The 17,807-nt window shown below is 61.0% G+C and carries 16 protein-coding genes; 9 read left to right on the top strand and 7 right to left on the bottom strand.

The window, feature by feature from the left end:
• Window positions 1-12: 12 nt before the first annotated feature.
• Complete coding sequence (locus tag AC13QY_RS06030) at window positions 13-984, top strand: nitrilase family protein (protein ID WP_488492906.1); 972 nt, start codon at window positions 13-15, stop codon at window positions 982-984.
• A 27-nt stretch (window positions 985-1,011) separates the two neighbouring features.
• On the opposite strand, the gene AC13QY_RS06025 is transcribed toward AC13QY_RS06030, so the two are convergent.
• Window positions 1,012-1,632: a class GN sortase gene (locus AC13QY_RS06025; RefSeq protein WP_488492905.1), complete on the bottom strand. Its 621-nt coding sequence runs from the start codon at window positions 1,630-1,632 to the stop codon at window positions 1,012-1,014.
• On the bottom strand, window positions 1,629-3,881 hold the full coding sequence (locus tag AC13QY_RS06020; protein WP_488492904.1) for a marine proteobacterial sortase target protein: 2,253 nt from the start codon (window positions 3,879-3,881) through the stop codon (window positions 1,629-1,631). The genes AC13QY_RS06025 and AC13QY_RS06020 overlap by 4 nt, the downstream gene beginning before the upstream one ends.
• Between AC13QY_RS06020 and AC13QY_RS06015 the strand changes: the two genes are divergently transcribed.
• Window positions 3,880-4,047, top strand: coding sequence for a hypothetical protein (locus AC13QY_RS06015; RefSeq protein ID WP_162746410.1), 168 nt, complete (start codon window positions 3,880-3,882; stop codon window positions 4,045-4,047). The genes AC13QY_RS06020 and AC13QY_RS06015 overlap by 2 nt on opposite strands.
• Window positions 4,048-4,051: 4 nt before the next feature.
• A complete protein-coding gene (locus tag AC13QY_RS06010; RefSeq protein ID WP_488492903.1) occupies window positions 4,052-4,813 on the top strand; it encodes a helix-turn-helix domain-containing protein in 762 nt (253 codons plus the stop codon).
• An 8-nt stretch (window positions 4,814-4,821) separates the two neighbouring features.
• Here AC13QY_RS06010 and AC13QY_RS06005 read toward each other — a convergent pair whose 3' ends face one another.
• The gene (locus AC13QY_RS06005; RefSeq protein ID WP_488492902.1) at window positions 4,822-5,571 is read right to left on the bottom strand and encodes a 2OG-Fe(II) oxygenase; all 750 of its coding nucleotides are present in this window, start codon (window positions 5,569-5,571) and stop codon (window positions 4,822-4,824) included.
• Window positions 5,572-5,805: 234 nt separating this feature from the next.
• Between AC13QY_RS06005 and AC13QY_RS06000 the strand changes: the two genes are divergently transcribed.
• Window positions 5,806-6,315 (top strand): cytochrome P460 family protein, encoded by a 510-nt coding sequence (locus tag AC13QY_RS06000; protein ID WP_488492901.1) that lies wholly within the window; start codon window positions 5,806-5,808, stop codon window positions 6,313-6,315.
• Between the two features lie 439 nt (window positions 6,316-6,754).
• A complete protein-coding gene (locus tag AC13QY_RS05995) occupies window positions 6,755-8,038 on the top strand; it encodes an epoxide hydrolase family protein (RefSeq protein WP_488492900.1) in 1,284 nt (427 codons plus the stop codon).
• A gap of 157 nt (window positions 8,039-8,195) precedes the next feature.
• Here the strand turns inward: AC13QY_RS05995 and AC13QY_RS05990 are convergent, their stop codons facing one another.
• Window positions 8,196-9,347, bottom strand: a complete 1,152-nt coding sequence (locus AC13QY_RS05990; protein ID WP_488492899.1) for an MFS transporter — start codon at window positions 9,345-9,347, stop codon at window positions 8,196-8,198.
• Window positions 9,348-9,610: 263 nt separating this feature from the next.
• Here AC13QY_RS05990 and AC13QY_RS05985 point away from each other — a divergent pair, with 263 nt between their 5' ends.
• Complete coding sequence (locus AC13QY_RS05985) at window positions 9,611-10,525, top strand: hypothetical protein (RefSeq protein WP_488492898.1); 915 nt, start codon at window positions 9,611-9,613, stop codon at window positions 10,523-10,525.
• A 114-nt stretch (window positions 10,526-10,639) separates the two neighbouring features.
• Here AC13QY_RS05985 and AC13QY_RS05980 read toward each other — a convergent pair whose 3' ends face one another.
• Window positions 10,640-11,851 carry an MFS transporter gene (locus AC13QY_RS05980; RefSeq protein ID WP_488492897.1) on the bottom strand — a complete coding sequence of 404 codons (1,212 nt, stop codon included), beginning with the start codon at window positions 11,849-11,851 and terminating at the stop codon, window positions 10,640-10,642.
• An 11-nt stretch (window positions 11,852-11,862) separates the two neighbouring features.
• Window positions 11,863-12,687 (bottom strand): aldo/keto reductase, encoded by an 825-nt coding sequence (locus tag AC13QY_RS05975; protein WP_488492896.1) that lies wholly within the window; start codon window positions 12,685-12,687, stop codon window positions 11,863-11,865.
• Between the two features lie 168 nt (window positions 12,688-12,855).
• Between AC13QY_RS05975 and AC13QY_RS05970 the strand changes: the two genes are divergently transcribed.
• Complete coding sequence (locus AC13QY_RS05970) at window positions 12,856-13,764, top strand: LysR family transcriptional regulator (RefSeq protein ID WP_488492895.1); 909 nt, start codon at window positions 12,856-12,858, stop codon at window positions 13,762-13,764.
• Window positions 13,765-13,839: 75 nt separating this feature from the next.
• On the opposite strand, the gene cueR is transcribed toward AC13QY_RS05970, so the two are convergent.
• On the bottom strand, window positions 13,840-14,289 hold the full coding sequence (gene cueR, locus AC13QY_RS05965) for a Cu(I)-responsive transcriptional regulator (protein ID WP_488492894.1): 450 nt from the start codon (window positions 14,287-14,289) through the stop codon (window positions 13,840-13,842).
• A 397-nt stretch (window positions 14,290-14,686) separates the two neighbouring features.
• Here cueR and AC13QY_RS05960 point away from each other — a divergent pair, with 397 nt between their 5' ends.
• The gene (locus AC13QY_RS05960) at window positions 14,687-16,162 is read left to right on the top strand and encodes a multicopper oxidase family protein (protein WP_488492893.1); all 1,476 of its coding nucleotides are present in this window, start codon (window positions 14,687-14,689) and stop codon (window positions 16,160-16,162) included.
• A gap of 264 nt (window positions 16,163-16,426) precedes the next feature.
• On the top strand, window positions 16,427-17,761 hold the full coding sequence (locus AC13QY_RS05955; RefSeq protein WP_113333344.1) for an acetyl-CoA hydrolase/transferase C-terminal domain-containing protein: 1,335 nt from the start codon (window positions 16,427-16,429) through the stop codon (window positions 17,759-17,761).
• Window positions 17,762-17,807: the final 46 nt, after the last annotated feature.

Raw genomic sequence — 17,807 nt, 5'->3', positions numbered from 1 at the left:
GGAGCAATCGACATGGCGCTCAAGATTTCATCCGTGCAGTTTCAGCATCGGGCCAATGACAAGGCCTTTAATCTCTCTCGCGTGGAGCATTTCACGGAAGAAGCCGTGCAGGCCGGCAATCAGCTCGTCGTCTTTCCCGAGATGTGCATCTGCGGATATTGGCATGTTCCCAAGCTCGACGGTCCAGCGCTGCATGCGCTGGCGGAGCCGCTCTCCGGTCCTTCCATCAGCCGGGTAGCCGCGCTCGCGCGTAAGAAGGGCATCGCGATCGGCGCGGGCTTCCTGGAGTTGGGAGAAGACGGAAAGCTCTATAACAGCTACGTGGTCTGCATGCCGGATGGCCCCATCCATTGCCATCGCAAGCTGCATGCCTGGGAGCATCGCCTCATTTCCAGCGGCGATGCCTTCACGGTCTTCGATACACCTTGGGGAATTCGGGCCGGCATCCTGATCTGCTGGGACAATAATCTGATCGAGAACGCGCGGGCGACCGCGCTGCTTGGCGCCGAACTCTTGATCGCGCCGCATCAGGCTGGCGGCGGGCATTCGGTTAGTCCGCACGGGCTGAAGCGGATACCGGTCGAAAAATGGATCAATCGCCACGAAGATCCGGAGGCGATCGAGGCCGAATTTCGAGGACCAAACGGTCGGGAATGGTTCATGCGCTGGCTGCCGTCGCGCGCCCACGACAATGGAATGTTCCTCGTCTTCAGCAATGGCGTCGGACAGGATGAAGACGAAGTGCGCACCGGCAACGCCATGATCCTCGATCCCTATGGTCGGATCCTGGCCGAAACCTGGGCGGCCGCCGATGCGAGGGTGAGCGCTGAAATCGATCTGGCCTTGCTCGACAAGTGCACGGGCCAGCGCTGGATAAGAGGCCGCCGTCCGGAGCTCTATGGTATCCTGACGCAACCCAATGCCAACGGTCTCGCCCCAATGGACGCGCGTTACTCGGAAGCGTCTACCCGCACCAGCGGGTAGGGCTGATTTCCATATCCTGGCCGTCGTTTATTTACCCGTCGTTCCTTCGAGATCGGCATAGACCAGATAGCGCAGCGGTCCCGAGGTCACGGCGTCGAAGGGAAAGCAGGTCGCCAGCACGAGATGGACGCCGCGCGCGTTGGGGTCGATCTCTGCTTCATCCCAGCGGGCAACGGCCATGCGGGTCACGCGGAAAGTGAAGGTCCGACCATCGCTGCGTGTGATGCGGATACGGTCGTTCACACCGATATCTTTCAGGAAAGTGAAATGGGTATCGCGGTGCGCCGCATAGACGGCCGTACCCTCTTGGCCGGCTTGCGGGGTATTGTCGAGATGACCGGGGCCGAAGGCAAGCGCCTGTCCGCTCGCACCCTTGAGCGCGATGGCTAAAACGCCAAGGCGTGGAACTTCAATACGCGCGACCGGCCAGGTGTCGGCCCAACTCCAGGGCTTGACCGCTGCGCCTGATATCACGCTCTCGGCGAATGCGCGCTCCAGGAGAAGCTGCGCCAAGGCCGCCTTGGCGTAGATCCATCCTCCCTGTGCGGCGAGGAAGAGACCGGCGGCGATGAGAATGCCGGCCGCGAAAGTCAGGAGGGAGCGCGCTGGCGCGCTCCCGATGGTCTGGAGGCGAGTGGCGGCGATCATGCCCGGCTCCTTCGCGATGCGAGGACCAGCAGCGAAGCTCCACACAGAAGGGCAAGCAACCCCTGGAGAATGAGAAGCATTCCCGGCGTCGCGGTCTGCGGCAGCGGAACGCTGGCCGGAGCCGGCGCGGCGATGGGTTCAAGCTCCGCATCGGCACCCCGCGACTTGTCGGCTGTCTGCCGATGTCCGATGTCGGCTTTCGCATCCCGCGTTGCACCGATGCCGAGGAGCTTGTCGTAATCCCAGCCCGCGGGAAGCTGCAATGGAATGTCGGCCTGCGTCAGTGGGGCGTTTGTCGGCCGCGGACGCTTGCTATCGACAGCGACGAGACTTGTGAGGCGCGTGACCAGATGATGGTCGAGCGCCAATCGCAGGATGCGCTTGTCGGCATCGGCCTGCGTGATCTTGCCGAGCGTGAGATTGACCTCGGCATCATCGATCTGGCGTCGTGCCCAGATCTTCGAGATGCCCTTGGCATTGCTTGCCTGATCGAGCGGCAGGGAGATCGTCCACGCGCGGTCGCCGATCTCGCCGCTGACGGTCAGGGTTCCGGCTGCCTTTCCCATCCGGGCCGCCAGAACCAGCGGTTCGCCATGGTAGATGTCGGGCAGGAGATTGGGCGACAGGTTGACATTCTTTTGCGAAAAGGCGGCCGCGACATCGGTGACGGCCGGGTTCTCCAGCTTGTCGAAGAGGGCGCGCATGCGCTCGTTCACCTCGGCGACCGAACCGATGTGGGTGAAGCTGCCCTGGCCTAGTTCGGCGGCGCGGTTCATCAGGTACGTGTTCGGCGCCGAGCCGATGCCGACCATGAAGATACGAGAGCGTCCACGCGATTTCGCGATCGCATCGAGAAGCTGCTGCTCGTTGCTGACCTCGCCGTCCGTCAGGAACACGACCTGGCGCAATCCGCTGGCCTGGTGGCTGTCGTCGAGCGCTGCTTGAAGCGGCGGCAGCATTTCCGTTCCGCCAGCAGCTTCCAGGCTGGTGACGAAGCGGCGGGCCGAGGCGATATTCTCGGCCGTTGCCATCACCGAATCGGAGAAGAATTTGGTCATCGTGTTGTCGAAGCGAATGACGTTGAAGCGATCGTTCGGCTCGAGCCGGGACAGGGCATAATCGAGGCTCGCCCTTGCCTGTTCGATCGAGGTGCCGCCCATCGAACCGGAATTGTCGATGACGAAGACCACTTCGCGGCCGGCCTTTCGCGGCGTCGCCACCGCCGGCGGCATTACATAGGCAAGCACATAATCATCCTGGCCGACATGTTCGCGGAAGAGGCCGACGCTTGGCATATTGCTCGCGACCGCGCTCCATTCGAGCACGAAGTCGCGATCGGCGGTCGCATCGCCATCAAGGACGATCCGGCGCTCGGCGTCGGTGACTTTGTCGATCTTGACCGCGTGATAGAGGCTTTTGACGTCATCGAGCGGGAAACCGGCGTTGAGATTGACCTTGAGGGTGACAGGGTTGGTGCGATCGCCGCCAGGAGCCATCAGGGGTGCCGAGATGGATTTGTCGCTGACCACACGCGATGGGCGCTGTTTGGACTGACCCCAGCCGGCCTTCAGATCTGCCTGCTGCGTGATGGGCGATGCGTCTTGCGGGCTGTAGCGCGGTGCGACGACCAGCGGCACCCTTAGGGAGAAGCGACCGTCCGCCAGGCGGACCGACTGCTGATATTCGATCTGCACGACGATCTTTTCATGCGGGCCAATATTCGCGACCGCATTGGTGAAGACATTCGGGCGCTGCTGTTCGACCAGGGACGCCTTCTTTCCTTCCTTGCGCGCTTTCTCGTATATGGCACGCGCGGCCTGCTTCTCCTTGATATCGGCAACAACGACCCGGTTGCCGACGATCATCTTCAGGGAATAGACGGCGCTGTCTTCCGGAAGTGGAAATACGTAGAGGGCTTCGACCCATTTGTCGGTCGTGTTCTCGAAGGCTTGCGTGAGTACCGCGCGTGCCGTCGGTCCGCTGACGTCGAGATCGACATCGGTCGCGAGCCGGGGTGCCTCGATATATTTTCCCTCTTCCTTGGTCTGAAGAAGAAGGCTGCCCGCGCCCATTTCGTCCGGCGTGACGAAGGCTGCGGGTTGCGCGTGCGATTCCAGGGGATGCAGCAGCGCGAAAACGACGGCGAGCACCGGCAGCAGGATGGCATTGCTGAACCAGAGCAGCAGGCCGAATCTGATGAGGATATTTTGCCGCTTCTGGTAGCGCGAGACGTGTGGCGAGGCTGACATGACAGGCTCCTTAATCGCTGGTGGAATGACTGAAGCCATTGTGAACAAAGGCTATTTTCTCGCCAGCGTAAGCTTTGCCCTCTTTCGTCCGCATCTTGCCGCAAACGGTCTTGCCGGTTACGGCCATGTGTGGAATTGTGAAGAAAATTACGCAATCAGGAAATGAGTGAATGGTCCAGGGCGACCCCTATTTGTCCGACAGCCAGAACAGCGCCGTGGCGGCGCTGGTTCGCGAGGAGATCGCCCGACGGCGCATTTCCAGGCAGCGTCTCGCCAATGACGCGCGCATTAGCCTTTCGACCTTGGAGAAGGCTCTTTCGGGCCACCGGCCCTTCACGCTGGCGACCCTCATTCGGCTGGAGCAGGCGATGGGCGTCGTGCTGCGGGAACCGGCGGGAACACAAGCCCCTGTCGTCAAGGACAGGCCCGGCCATGCCCCTGAGGAACTTGGTGCCTATTCCCGCGCCTCGGTTTCCTGGCTGGAAGGTACCTACCTGACGCTTCGTCCGTCCTTCGGCGACGCGAAGGCGATTTTTGCCTATTGCACCGAGATTGCCTGGGATGAAGACCGGACCTGCCTGAGCTTTCGCGAACGCGAGCGCAGCGACGCCTCGTTTTCACAGCAGGGCTCGGTGTCGGTGCCGCACCTGTCGGGGCATATTTATTTGGTGACGAATTCGTCGGGGCAGTATCGCATGGCGATATTGTCGAGACCCAGTATCACCGGCCAGATGTTCGGCTTGCTGACGACATTGCGCGCCGGGCAGGGCTCGCATCTCACACCCGTCTCGACGCCGCTCGCCCTCCTGCCGATGTCGGCATTCGCGCGGCCGTCGCTGGGCCGCGTCCTGGTGGGCGATCAGAATCACGAGGCATACTCGGCCATCATGCACAGAATTACCGGAGAAAATTACGCCGCTTTCGTCGGGTAGCGACGCCCTTAGCGGGCGTCGTGAAAGATGATGCCGACAGTGTGGCGCATGCCTGAGCGGACCCGGCTTACCCCGTGCCTGAGATTGACACGGTAGTTCCCCTTGGTTCCCCGCACGGGCCGATTATGGACCGCAAAGGCGACGGCATCGCCCTGACGAAGCGGCACGACTTCCACGCGGCTTTGCATGCGCGGCCGCTGTTCGGTCAGGACAAACTCACCACCGGTGAAATCCCGCCCCGGTTCGGACAGCAGAATGGCCACCTGGATTGGGAAAGCGAGTTCGCCGTAGAGGTCCTGATGCAGGCAGTTGAAGTCTCCCGGCACGTATTGCAGCAGCAGCGGCGTCGGACGCCGCTGACCGGCCTCATGGCATTGCCCCAGGAAGGCGGCATGCTCATCGGGATAGTGTTCCTCAACCCCGATGCGTTCATTCCATCGGTTTGCGATATCGGCGAGATGAGGATAGAGCGCGGTGCGCAATCCACCGAGAAGCCCTGGCAGCGGATAGTTGAAATAGCGGTATTCGCCTCTTCCGAAACCGTGGCGCGCCATGATGACGTGGCTGCGGAAATGACGCTCCTCGGGATAAAGGCCGGAGATTGCGTCGCATTCATCGGGTGCGAGAAGCTTCGGAAGGACGGCGCAGCCGAAGCCGTCAAGTTCTCCCGCCAGCGACGGCCAATCATAGGCGTCGACCCGGGCCACGATGGGGCTTTCCAAGGAACCCGGAGATAAAGTAGAGATCGATACGTTCATGTTCATATCCTCGGTCTGGGCGGGCTTTCGAGGGCGTTCGAGGCCTGCGAATGCCGCGATAACCTGGAGCCTAGCGCCCGAACCGGAGCTGCCGCCACCCGATTTCCGATGAGCGGCTCACACGAATGGGCCTCGCCGGCTACATTGCGATACAATCGCGCCGTTTCCTGAAATCTCGCGGATACAATTCCAGGCGATCTTCCCGCGAGATCATCCATCAGGCAGGAGGCCAAAATGAAATTTGCGTTCCTCGGTGCATTTGCCGTCTCAAGCCTTGCCGTCGGCATCGCCGCTTCGCAATCGGCAGGTTCAGCAACGCTGCCGGAAAATGCCTCGCCGATCTATGGTGTGACCATACCGGAAGGCTATCGGGACTGGAAATTCATCGCGCCCGCGCAGGAAGCTCCGCCGCTCGATGAACTTCGCGCCGTGCTCGGCAATGATATCGCCATTGAGGCCTACAAGAAGGGCACGCTGCCTTTCCCGGACGGCTCGATCCTCGTCAAGCTGGCCTACAAGCGCAAGCAATCGACGGAGTTCGCGCCGGCAACGGTGCCGGGAGCGCCGACGACGGTTCAGGTCATGGTGAAGGATTCCAAGAAATATCCCGACAGCCACGGTTGGGGTTTCGGGCGGTTCGTCGATGGCAAGCCGGTCGATATCGCCCAACATGAAACCTGTCTGAGCTGTCATGTCGGTAACGTCAGGGATCACGATTACGTCTTCACGCGCTATGCGCCGTAAGGTGCGCTAACGCGATTAAGTGGAATTTGCCGGCCTGATCTCATCATAGGCGACCGGCCGGCTATCCATGGTTCTCCTCCCGCCGGGATAGCCGCCTCTATTTGGCCGATGGGCGAGCGTTGCTCCGAGCAAGCAGCCATCGAACCGCTTCCATCTTCACGGAAGACAACTTTCACAAACCCGCGCAATCTCCATGGTGCCGCCTCGGGAGAGGTCTCCAAAATTCTTCTTCGCCGGCTAACTGGGCAGGTTCCGGAATTCCGGCGTGCATTTTGTCGATGGCAAAGTCAAAGCGCGTAGTTCTGTATTCCATTGTAGCCTCGGTCGATCCGAACACGGAAGGATACAATTTGGCTAGGTTGAGGACACAACCGGGATACACGCCGAAAGCAAAACTTCGGGGCATTCAACAAACCTCCCAAACTTTTTGGAGATCCTGATGTCGCCTTTATCCTTCTCAATGAATAGACGTGCCTTTGTGACTGCGGCTGCCGTCGCTGGAGCAGCGTCGCTCCTGAAGCCTGCCATGTCCTTTGCCGCATCGGACGTCTTGCCTGATGGTGTGAAGCCGTTCAAGGTCCATGTTCCCGACAGCGCGATCGCCGAGTTGAAGCAAAGGCTTGCGACGGCACGCTGGCCGCTCAAGGAAAATGTCGCTGACGATTCTCAGGGCGTGCAGCTCGAGCGTCTGCGCGATCTCGTCGGATATTGGGCCGACGGTTATGATTGGCGAAAGGTGGAACAGAAGCTCAATTCCCTGCCGATGTTCGTGACCGAAATCGACGGGCTGGATATCCACTTCATTCACGTGCGCTCCCGGCACGAAAACGCAATGCCGCTGATCATGACCCATGGCTGGCCTGGCTCGATCCTGGAAATGCTCAAGGTGATCGATCCCTTGACGAATCCGACAGCGCATGGTGGCAGCGCCGAAGACGCCTTTCATCTCGTTGTGCCATCGATCCCCGGTTTCGGCTTCTCCGGTAAGCCGACGGCGAGGGGGTGGGGCTCGGACCATATCGGCCGCGCTTGGGGCACGCTGATGCATCGTCTTGGCTACGAGCGCTTCGTCTCGCAGGGCGGCGATTGCGGCTCCGTCATCTCCCAGCGCATGGCGCTCCAGAACGTACCGGGATTGCTCGGTATCCATCTCAATATGCCTGGGATCGTCCCCAAGGAGATTGCCCATATTCTGGCTGCTGGCGATCCCGCTCCGGCCGATCTGACGGATAAGGAGCGTGCCTGCTTCGACAAGTTGGCGGAGTTCTACCGCGATAGCTCGGGCTATGCCAACATGATGGTCACCCGTCCGCAGACCATCGGTTATTCGCTCGTCGACTCGCCGGTGGGCCTGGCGGCCTGGATCTACGACAAGTTCGCCACCTGGACTTATAGCAACAAGCAGCCGGAAAAGGTCCTGACCCGCGACGAGATGCTGGATGACATCTCCCTTTACTGGTTCACGGAAACCGGAACTTCCGCGGCCCAGATCTATTGGGAAGACCATTCCAACAACTTCAACGCCATCCAGATTCCGACCCTGCCGGTCGCGGTCAGTGTCTTCCCGGGCGAAATCTACCAGGCACCAAAGACCTGGACCGAGCGCTGCTATGGCAACTTGATCTACTTCAACGAAGCTGACAATGGCGGGCATTTCGCGGCCTGGGAGCAGCCGGCGATTTTCACCAACGAAGTCAGGGCGGCATTCCGCTCACTCCGTTAAGCGGACAAGGCGTCTGACGTGGTGAAGGCACCCGCGGGCAAGCGATGCCCCACGCTTGGCCGCGGAAGAGGGGGAAGCGCATAGCCTTCCCCCTCGCCAGCCGATAACGGATGCTGGCTGATTTGATCCAGCCGATTTTCGCTGGATCGCTGAGTCCTTACGCAAAGGCGCTTCGGCGTCCGGAAAGCGAACCCACACCCATCAGGCCGGCCAGTATAACCGGGATGCACACCAGATAGGCGGTGCGAATGCCGGCGTGTTCGGCAATGAATCCAAGCAAGGGCGGCGCCAGGAAGAAGACGACAAAGGACATCTGCCCGAGGGCCGCGACGTTGACATGGGCCGGGCGGTCAGTGCGCTGGGCGGCGGCCGAGACCACAAGCGGATAGACCGCGCTGCAGCCGGCGCCCATGAAGGCAAAGCCCAGCAGCGCGACGTTGGGGTGAGGTGCGAGCCAGACGGCGCAAAGCCCGGTTATCGCCAGGAGCATCAGGGAAAGCGCGACGGAGCGGGAGCCGTAGCGATCGACGAACCCGTCGGCAAACAATCGCGTCAGTGCCATGAAGAAGGTGAACAGCGTCAGGCCGAGGCCGCCGACGAAGGGCTCGACGTGAAAGACGTCGCGCATGTAGATCGCCGACCAGTCGATGCCAGCACCCTCGACCAGGAATGCCCCGATGCCGATGATGCAAAGTGGCAAAAGGCCGAGCGTCGGCAACGCGATGTGATGGGTCTCGACATGATCCTCGGTCGGACGGGCCGGCGCGTTGCGCATGCCGGCAATGGTAATCGAGCCGACGATGAGGACGAAGATAAATGTCAGGCCGAGATGGATGTGCATCGGCACGCCCTCCTGCCGGATCACCGACGACACGAGTGCCGTCACAAAGAAACCGAGGCTCCAGAACCCGTGCGCCCGACTCATGACGCCGCGGCCGAGCTGGGCCTCGATGCGATCGATCTCGACGTTGAGATTGATCTCGAGCGCGCCTGCCAGCAATCCCTCGCAGAAGAGGACAGCGAAGACTAGCGGAGCCCAGCCCATCCACGGCACGAGCGCGAGGGAAGCGGAGGTTCCGAGTACGGTGATGAATGCCGTCTTGCGCGCGCCGAGGCGTGCGACGATCGGGGAGGCGAAGGTGAGTGATATGAGCGCGCCGATCGCCGCACCGATCAGTGTCAGGCCGAGCTCGGATTTGTCGATCCGCAAGGCATCCTGCAGATCGGGAAGGCGCGAAAGCATCGCGCCCATCGAGACCGCGAAGAGGAAGAAGCAGACATAAATTCGCTGCTGCGGTTCAAGACGCATTTCGGCGCTCCAGGAAATTTGAACACGTGGGATGGAAAGGGTCTATCCGAAAGCAACCTGCACTGGCAATACGGCGCCCCTTAATTCATCGAACAAATTGGACGTGCCGACCAAATTCGGTAAGTGCGCGCGACCGATCAGAAACAAAACCCGCGACTGGACAAAAAAATTCGCCGACCTAACTCAGCCGGCGGGACACGCATAAATCGCATCGCTCTCATTTTTCATCCTTCGTCAACGGATCAGGAAACGGCAGATCAGATATGGGATTAGCACCGCTCACGAGCCCGGCGGGCCAGACGCCGCAAACGGATTTGAACAGCTACAGACTGATACCGCTCTCCAGTTGCCCGATTCTCGGCAGCAGTGCGGCATCGGGACTGCCGTCCGGCGTCGTTTTTTCCGGCCGGTCCTTCGAAGCGGCAAGCGACAACCCCCTATCCTGCTGCGGTCGCTATAACCTGAGGAACAGCCTGCATCAGGGCGTAGCGGCGATTGGCGATGACGGACATCTGATCTTTGCCGTCAACAGCTGGGTGAGCGGGCAGCGCTGCACGGTCATGGGTGCCTTCGACCCCATTGGCAAGCCAGTCGCGCCGACCAGACCCCAGCAGGATTTGCTTGGAAAATATTTCCAGTCGCCCGGGCGTCCCATCGTTCTCGATTCAAAGGCGAAGAGCGACATCGGCTTCAAGACGAATGGGCTCAATCCGAACGTTGGCGTCTATGTCGGCAACAAGACGATCATCTTCGACGTCAAGGCACGGTCGTCGGATGGTAAGACCGAAGGCAGCGCCACGATCACGACCGATTTCAATGGCAAGGTTCAGGATCAACTCTACGAGCTGTCGACCAAGGGTAACAATTCGTCCCTGAGTGGCAGTTATGAACGTAGAGGCATCCAGACAGCGGAGAGCCTGAAAGCATCATGGGACAAATGGTCCTTGGAGGGCAAGCATTCCCGGGATGGCACAAGCAGGAACCGCGAGCTCAATCTTTCTTATCGCGCCACGGATAAGATAACGATCATGGCCTCCTGGAGGCCGGACGTGAAGCCGCCATCCACGCCTCCGCGCATAACCGACTATTCGATCTTCTCGGCCACCAACCCCAATCCGCCGCCGACCCCTCCCAACTATAGCAACTATATGATCACGCTCGAAATCAAACTGCCCTGAGCAAGGCTGTTTCAATTGAGTTAGGCCGTCCGCGGCGAAGACCGTGGACGGCTTGATTTTAGCGGGCAGGGCATCGAGAAATTTTGATGCTTGATACCGTGGCCAGTGGATTGTTCACGCGCCACAATTTGCCGGCAGCGACGACGGCTTGCGTGTGCCGATCAACACCAGCATCAGGCCGGCGGCGGCCAGCAGGCCTCCGGCGATCGAGACCGCCGCATAGCCGAAACCAAGGCTGATGACGGCGGCACCCGTTGCGGCTCCAAGGGCGTTACCAAGATTGAAGGCTCCGACATTGATGGAGGAGGCAAGGCCTGGCGCTTCCGCCGCCGCTTCCATGACGCGCATCTGCACGGGCGGAACGATTGCAAACGCCGCGCCACCCCAAAGAAGCAGGCCGATGGCGGCTCCCGCGTGGGTGATCATCGCCAATGGCAGCGCGAACATGATGGCGGCGAGCAAGGCCAGGAAGATCTTGGTCGCGCCGTCGAGCGACCAGTCGGCCAGTCGTCCGCCAAGCCAGTTGCCGATTGTGAAGCCGATGCCGATCAGCACCAGTCCGAGGGTCACGAAGCTATTGGAAGCGCCGGTGAGTTCGGTAAGCGTGGGAGCGACGTAGGTGTATAGCGAGAACATCGCGCCCGCGCCCATGACGGTGGTCGCCATGGCGATGAGAACCGTAGGATGGGTGAGCACGGCCAGTTCCCGCCTGATATCAGGCATGGCACCGCGCTCGCCTTTCGGAAGAGCGATCCAAAGCGCGGCGATGGCGGCGACACCGATCAAGGCGGTTCCAGCGAAGGCCATGCGCCAGCCGATCGCCTGACCGACCCAGGTGGCGGCCGGCACGCCGCCGATATTGGCGATCGTCAACCCCATGAACATGGCGGCGACCGCGCTCGCCTGTTTTTCCTTCGGCACTACGCTTGCCGCCACGACGGCACCCAGGCCAAAGAAGGCGCCGTGGTTGAGGCTGGTGACGAGCCGGGCAAGCAGCAGGGTGAAGTAGCCCGGCGCCATCGCCGACATGAGATTGCCGATCGTGAAGATGCTCATTAGCAGCATCAGCGCCGTGCGCTTGCCGAAGCGGCTGAAAGCGAGCGTCATGAAGGGGGCGCCGACCATGACGCCGATCGCATAGGCACTGATGAGGAGGCCGGCGGTCGGGATCGAGACGTCGACCCCCTTGGCGATGACCGGGAGAAGTCCCATCGGCGAAAACTCGGTCGTGCCGATGCCGAAGGCGCCGATCGCAAGCGCGAGAAGCGCCCATCGGGCGTGAGAGGATGTTTGGGCCTTTTGGGCCGTCGAAATCTTGGCGTCCATGTTGAAACTCCTTAGGCGTCCCATTGGGGCGCGAGGCCGGGTGGGCTGACAATACGGCCATCCGGGCGGGCGAGAGCGGCGATGGCGATCATATCCGCCTCGTCGAGATTGAAGTCGAAGATCGCGATGTTCTCCTTGACGCGCTCGGGATTGGCGGTCTTGGACAGCGCGATGTGGCCCTGCTGGATCAGCCAGCGCAGCCCGACCTGCGCGGCGCTCTTGCCGTATCTGGCGCCGACCCGCTGCAATACTGGCTCTTTCGGCACGGCACCGTCGGCCATGCCGTAATAGGCGGTGATCGCGACATCGTTCGCTTTCGCCGCCGCGATAAGGGCCTGTTGAGGCAGATAGGGATGGATCTCGACCTGATTGGTCACGATCGGCGTGCTGGATAGTCTGGCCGATTCCCGCATCTGCGCGATATTCTGGTTGCTGACGCCGACGAAGCGGGTCTTGCCGGCGGCCTTGACAGCGTTCAGCATTTCGATCTGGTCGGCGACCGGCACCTTGTCGCCCGGCCAGTGCAGCAGCAGGAGATCGACACGGTCGGTCTTCAGCTTGTCGAGGCTCTCGTCAACCGAAGCGGCGAACTTCTCCGTGCTGTAATTGTCGACCCAGACCTTGGTGGTCAGGAAGAGGTCGTCCCGTCTTGCGCCAGCCGTTTGCAAGGCCCTGCCGAGCGCTGCCTCGTTCTGATAGATCTGCGCCGTATCGAAATGACGGAAGCCGGCTTCGAGCGCGGCGGGTATGACGCGTTCCACTTCCGCATCCGACATGCGGAAGACGCCGAAGCCGAGCGCGGGAATTGTAGCGCCGTGGGCGGTAACGGTGAGCATCGAAAACTCCTTTTTGAAAATCTCGACGGCCTTGGCCGCCTTGAATGGATGCCGCGCCGGATTTGAAGGCGCGATTTCTTCGGCCTATGAAATAGAGAGAGCATCCGCACTTGATAATTGGGCAGGTTTTCACATTATTTGTGAAACCAAATCAAAAATAGGTGCTCCATGGACAATCGCGTCGGGGAGATGCAGGTATTTCTTCGGGTGGTGGAAGCAGGCAGCTTTTCCGAAGCGGCGCGCCTATTGCGCATGACGCCGTCCACCGTCAGCAAACTGATCTCACGCATCGAATCCCGGCTCGGCGTTCGGCTTGTCGAACGCTCGACGCGACGGCTATCGCTGACCCTGGAGGGGCGGATCTACTATGAGCGCAGCCAAGCCCTGCTGCATGATCTCGACGAGGTCGAGCAGGAACTGGCGCAGGGCGCGACGTCGACGGGCGGCACTGTACGGGTCAACATTTCCGTTGCCTTGGGCGTGCTCGGACTTGAACCGCTCTTGCCGGAATTCTGGCAGAGTTATCCCAATGTCGTCGTCGATCTCTCGCTGTCGGATGAAATCGTCGATCTTTATCTCGACCGTACCGACGTCGCTTTTCGGGTCGGGGCCTTGCCGGCTTCAGGCATGATCGCGCGCCGCATCGGCATTGCGCGCCGCAAGATCGTCGCCGCGCCCAGCTATCTCGATCGCCATGGAATACCGCTGACCGTCGATGATCTGTCGCGGCACAATTGCCTGGGGTTCAATTTCCGCCGTCTCGCGCCCGTCTGGCCGGTAAGGGAAAGCGGCCGCATCGTCGATCGCGCCATGACGAGTTCGCTGCTCGCCAACAATGGCGAAACCGTCCGGCGCATGGCGCTGGCGGGTGTGGGGCTTGCCCGTATGGGGGACTATCACGTCCGCGCCGACATCGCGGCAGGCCGTCTCATCGAGGTGCTCGCCGATGTCGTCGAGCCGGATGAGGAGCAGATCCATGCGGTCTTTCTCGGCGGCGCGCGCATGCCGCAGCGCGTGCGCGTCTTCCTCGATTTCGTCGTGCCGCGCCTCCGGCAATTCCTCGATGGGGAGGCTTGAGCGGCCTTGGTGGGGATTTAATCCCGGCCATGTCCTGTGCCGGCAGCCCGCCACCGGGACGTCGGCGGGCAGGGATCACTGCAAGGGCCGGGGTATCGCGCCGGTTCGAGGCTGGATCGACGGATTTTCGTCCTCCTGATCGGTCTCGAGCCGCTGCAGGATCGGGCAATGCGGACGATGGTCGCCCTGGCAGGAATTAACGAGCATGGTGAGTGTGTGCTCCATGTCCTGCAGGTCGGCGATCTTTTTTTTCAGCGCTTCGATATGGCCCTGAGCCAGGCGCTTGACCTCGGCGCTCTGCCGGGTTTCGTCGCGCCAGAGTTCCAAAAGCTCGCTGATTTCAGTGACGGCGAAGCCGAGATCGCGTGCCCGGCGGATGAAGCGCAGCATGTGCACGTCGTTATCCGAATAGTCGCGATAGCCCGATGCCGTCCTGCCGGCGGCCGGAATGAGGCCGGTCTCCTCGTAATAGCGGATCATCTTGGCCGAAACGCCGGATGCCTTTGCCGCTTGTCCGATATTCATGAAGCTTCTCCAATGACAGGCACCGCCTGATGTCGCCGATGGCAGGTAGGCCTTCCAACCATGGGAAGGTCAATAGCATATTTTTCGCTAGGGGGCACTTGACCTTACCACGGTTGGAACCTCCACCTTGAGCACCATGAGATCAAAACCCATGAGAATTCTCGATGGGCCCACGGTCAAGGTCGAGACGACCGCCTTTCAACCGATACCCGAGCAGGCGGTCGAACAAGCGGGCTGGCAGGCGGTCGCGAACTGGGCAACCAGGTCATGAAAAGCTCTCCACGATCACCATCGACGCAGAGCCGGTTGAAGGTGCCTTCGGTTCAGGGACCAAGGAGCGCGAGGCTGCGGTGAGCGGCCTAATGGGGACATTGCCGTGAGTAAGAGGAAGCAATCGATGCACCGACGTCGTTTTCTAACAGGGCTGGCGGGCCTGGCGATTTCCGGGCCGGCCGCGGCCCAGATGATGCACGGCATGGGACATATGGGGGCAAACGGCGCTCATGACATGCCGATGACCGGCGGCAAACCTGTCTTGCCGGAAGGGCAGCCCTTGCGTGAGTTGCCGCGCTTGATGAACGAGGCTGGCGAAGCGGGTCTGTTCAAGGCAAGGCTTGTCGCCGAACCGGGGTCGGTTCGTTTCGCCGAGGGGCTCGACACGTCCGCGCTCCTCTATAACGGCGGAAATCCGGTGATCGAGGCGCATGAGGGCGACAGGGTCGAGATCAGTTTCAGGAACGGCATTCCCGATGAGCCGACGACGGTTCATTGGCATGGGATGCCGGTGCCGGCTGATCAGGATGGGAGTCCTATGGAGCCCGTCGCCTCGGGCAGCGAGCGCCTCTATGCTTTCGATCTGCCGCTAGGCAGCGCCGCATCCTATTGGTTCCATCCCCATCCGCATGGCCTTACCGCCACGCAGGTCTATCGCGGACTCGCGGGCGTCTTCCTGGTCAAACCCAAGGATGACCCGATCCCCGCCGAATATGGCGATACGATCCTGATGTTCACCGATCTCCGGATCGGCGAAGATGGAAGCATGCCGGCGAGCAACATGATCGATCTGATGAATGGGCGGGTGGGCGATCATATCCTAGTCAATGGCCAGAGGAATCCGGTCCTGGCCGTCGCGAAAGGGGAAAAGCGTCGCCTGCGCCTCTTCAACGTGACAAATGCGCGGTTCCTGCGGCTGACATTCGAGAATGCCGCCATGGTGCTCGTTGGAACGGATGGCGGCCTTATCGAAGCTCCCGTCGGCATAGACGATCTGTTGCTCGCTCCCGCCGAGCGCGTCGAGCTCATCATCTCCTTCGACAGACCTGGAGCGGCGAAGCTTGTCACGCTCGACTACGAGCGTGGGTGGATGGGGCCGGGCAAGCCCGAAGAGGCCGGCATGACCTTGCTGACGGCAAATGTCTCGGAGGAAGCTGCGCCTGTCGCGCCGCCGCTTCCCGCGAAGCTGCGCACCATTGACCGCCTCGCAGAGCCGGCAGTCACGCGTCGCTTTGTATTGACGGAATCCATGGAAGGCATGGAGATGAAGTTCCTTATCAACGGCGCCAGCTTCGATATGAACCGCATTGACGAAGTCTCGAAGGTTGGACAGGTCGAATTATGGGAGATCGTCAATCAGGCGGACATGGACCATCCGTTTCATGTGCATGGGGCGCAGTTCCAGCTTGTCGAACGCGAAAGGGATGGCGAGGTCACTAAGCCGTCCTACCGCGCCTGGAAAGACACTGTGAACGTTGCCGCCGGCGAGACGGTACGCATCCTGCTGCGGCAGGATTTGCCGGGGCGGCGCATGTATCATTGTCACATCCTCGAACATGAGGATCTCGGCATGATGGGCACGGTCGACGTTAAGGCCTGACAAGCTCGGTCATCGATCGAAGCGAAGAGGGAAAATTGTCGTTCCCCTCATCCTTGGCCTCGGACCTTGATCAGGTTGAGGCCGAGTTCGCTTTTGTCGGTGTGCATGTGCTGTTCGGGTCTTGCGCGAACAGCGGGTTCGGCGCTTTTATGTAAGCGCGTCCTACTGCAGTGAAGTGTTCGCGGCGACCTTGGAGGAGGGTCGATCGCGATCCCGCGGTGGATGCCAAATTGTGCTGACGGTGGCATTCAGGGGGAGGACTCGATGGCCGCTAATCATCAGACGCAATACCGCGAACGCGTGCGCTCTGCCCATGAGGCCGTTGCCTTGATACCATCGGGCGCGAAGATCGCCATGCCGATCGCTGCCGGCCAGCCGCCCGCCATTCTAGCGGCATTGGCCGAACGCGCGCGGGCCGGCGCGGTGGACAATGTCCGGCTCTACTACCTGCTTTGTACAGGCGTTGCCGGCTCGAGCGTGCTCGACTTCGACCTGCGTGACCGCATCATTCCAATGAGTTATTTTCATGGAGCGGTGGATCGCGCCCTGGATAAGCGGCGAATGGCCGAGATGCTGCCCGCCGCCGAAATCGTGCCGTGCCATTTCAGCCAGGTGCCGCGTTCCCTGGTGGAGCATGTCGGCGTCGATACATTGATCGCCACCGTCTCGCCCATGGATGCGGACGGAAATTTCAGTCTCGGCGCCAGCACGGATTATGCCCTGGCGGTCGCCCGCAAGCCCGGTGCCCGGCTGATCCTCGAGGTCAATCCCAGCATGCCCTATGTGCGGGGCAATTGCATGATCCCGGTCTCGAGCGTCACCGCGCTTGTCGAGAACGACGCAAGCCTGCCGGCGCTCGCTGCCGCGCCTCGCTCGGAAGTCGATGATGCGATCGGCGCCATCGTCGCGGGGCTTGTGGACGACGGCGATTGCCTGCAGATGGGCATCGGCGCGTTGCCGGACGCGGTTTGCGCCGGTCTATCGCGGCATCGCCATCTCGGTATCCATACCGAAATGATGACATCGGGACTTGCCGCCCTGGTCAGGGCCGGCGTGGTCGATAATAGCCGCAAGCAGATACATCTCGGGCGAACCATCTTCACCTTCGCGCTGGGAGACAAGCCGCTTTACGACTTCCTGAACGATAATCCCGATGTCGAAGCACATCCCGTGGATTACGTGAACAATCCCTTCGTCATCGCCCAGAACGATCGCATGGTGTCGGTCAATGCGACGCTGCAGATCGATCTCAATGGCGCGTGCAATTCCGAATTCGTCAATGGCAGGCAGTTCAGTGGCTCGGGCGGGCAGGTGGATTTCGTCCGAGGCGCCTATGGCTCACGTGGTGGCCGCTCGATCATCGCCTGTCATGCGACGGCGGCCAAGGGAACGCTTTCGCGTATCGTTCCGACGCTGACAGGTCCAGTAACGACATCGCGCAACGATATCCATATCGTTGTCACGGAATATGGCTGGGTGAACCTCAAGGGAAAATCGGTGGCGGAGCGGGCAAGGGCGATGATCGCGCTTGCCCATCCCGATTTCCGGGAGGAGCTGGATCGGGCTGCCCACCAAGCGGGGTTCTACGCGCCGGATTGACGTCATCAGCGTTGATCTTGCATGGGGATAAGAAAGAGCCGGGGGA

The sequence above is a fragment of the Martinezella sp. CNPSo 3795 genome (genome assembly GCF_057784475.1).
This window is presented reverse-complemented; position numbering and strand designations above follow the sequence as displayed.

What these genes read in the sequence shown, in the direction of transcription:
- AC13QY_RS06030 (WP_488492906.1), top strand. Translation starts at nt 13, where the DNA reads ATGGCGCTCAAGATTTCATCCGTGCAGTTTCAGCATCGGGCCAATGAC.
- AC13QY_RS06025 (WP_488492905.1), bottom strand. Translation starts at nt 1,632, where the DNA reads ATGATCGCCGCCACTCGCCTCCAGACCATCGGGAGCGCGCCAGCGCGC.
- AC13QY_RS06015 (WP_162746410.1), top strand. Translation starts at nt 3,880, where the DNA reads ATGACAGGCTCCTTAATCGCTGGTGGAATGACTGAAGCCATTGTGAAC.
- AC13QY_RS06020 (WP_488492904.1), bottom strand. Translation starts at nt 3,881, where the DNA reads ATGTCAGCCTCGCCACACGTCTCGCGCTACCAGAAGCGGCAAAATATC.
- AC13QY_RS06010 (WP_488492903.1), top strand. Translation starts at nt 4,052, where the DNA reads ATGGTCCAGGGCGACCCCTATTTGTCCGACAGCCAGAACAGCGCCGTG.
- AC13QY_RS06005 (WP_488492902.1), bottom strand. Translation starts at nt 5,571, where the DNA reads ATGAACGTATCGATCTCTACTTTATCTCCGGGTTCCTTGGAAAGCCCC.
- AC13QY_RS06000 (WP_488492901.1), top strand. Translation starts at nt 5,806, where the DNA reads ATGAAATTTGCGTTCCTCGGTGCATTTGCCGTCTCAAGCCTTGCCGTC.
- AC13QY_RS05995 (WP_488492900.1), top strand. Translation starts at nt 6,755, where the DNA reads ATGTCGCCTTTATCCTTCTCAATGAATAGACGTGCCTTTGTGACTGCG.
- AC13QY_RS05990 (WP_488492899.1), bottom strand. Translation starts at nt 9,347, where the DNA reads ATGCGTCTTGAACCGCAGCAGCGAATTTATGTCTGCTTCTTCCTCTTC.
- AC13QY_RS05985 (WP_488492898.1), top strand. Translation starts at nt 9,611, where the DNA reads ATGGGATTAGCACCGCTCACGAGCCCGGCGGGCCAGACGCCGCAAACG.
- AC13QY_RS05980 (WP_488492897.1), bottom strand. Translation starts at nt 11,851, where the DNA reads ATGGACGCCAAGATTTCGACGGCCCAAAAGGCCCAAACATCCTCTCAC.
- AC13QY_RS05975 (WP_488492896.1), bottom strand. Translation starts at nt 12,687, where the DNA reads ATGCTCACCGTTACCGCCCACGGCGCTACAATTCCCGCGCTCGGCTTC.
- AC13QY_RS05970 (WP_488492895.1), top strand. Translation starts at nt 12,856, where the DNA reads ATGGACAATCGCGTCGGGGAGATGCAGGTATTTCTTCGGGTGGTGGAA.
- cueR (WP_488492894.1), bottom strand. Translation starts at nt 14,289, where the DNA reads ATGAATATCGGACAAGCGGCAAAGGCATCCGGCGTTTCGGCCAAGATG.
- AC13QY_RS05960 (WP_488492893.1), top strand. Translation starts at nt 14,687, where the DNA reads ATGCACCGACGTCGTTTTCTAACAGGGCTGGCGGGCCTGGCGATTTCC.
- AC13QY_RS05955 (WP_113333344.1), top strand. Translation starts at nt 16,427, where the DNA reads ATGGCCGCTAATCATCAGACGCAATACCGCGAACGCGTGCGCTCTGCC.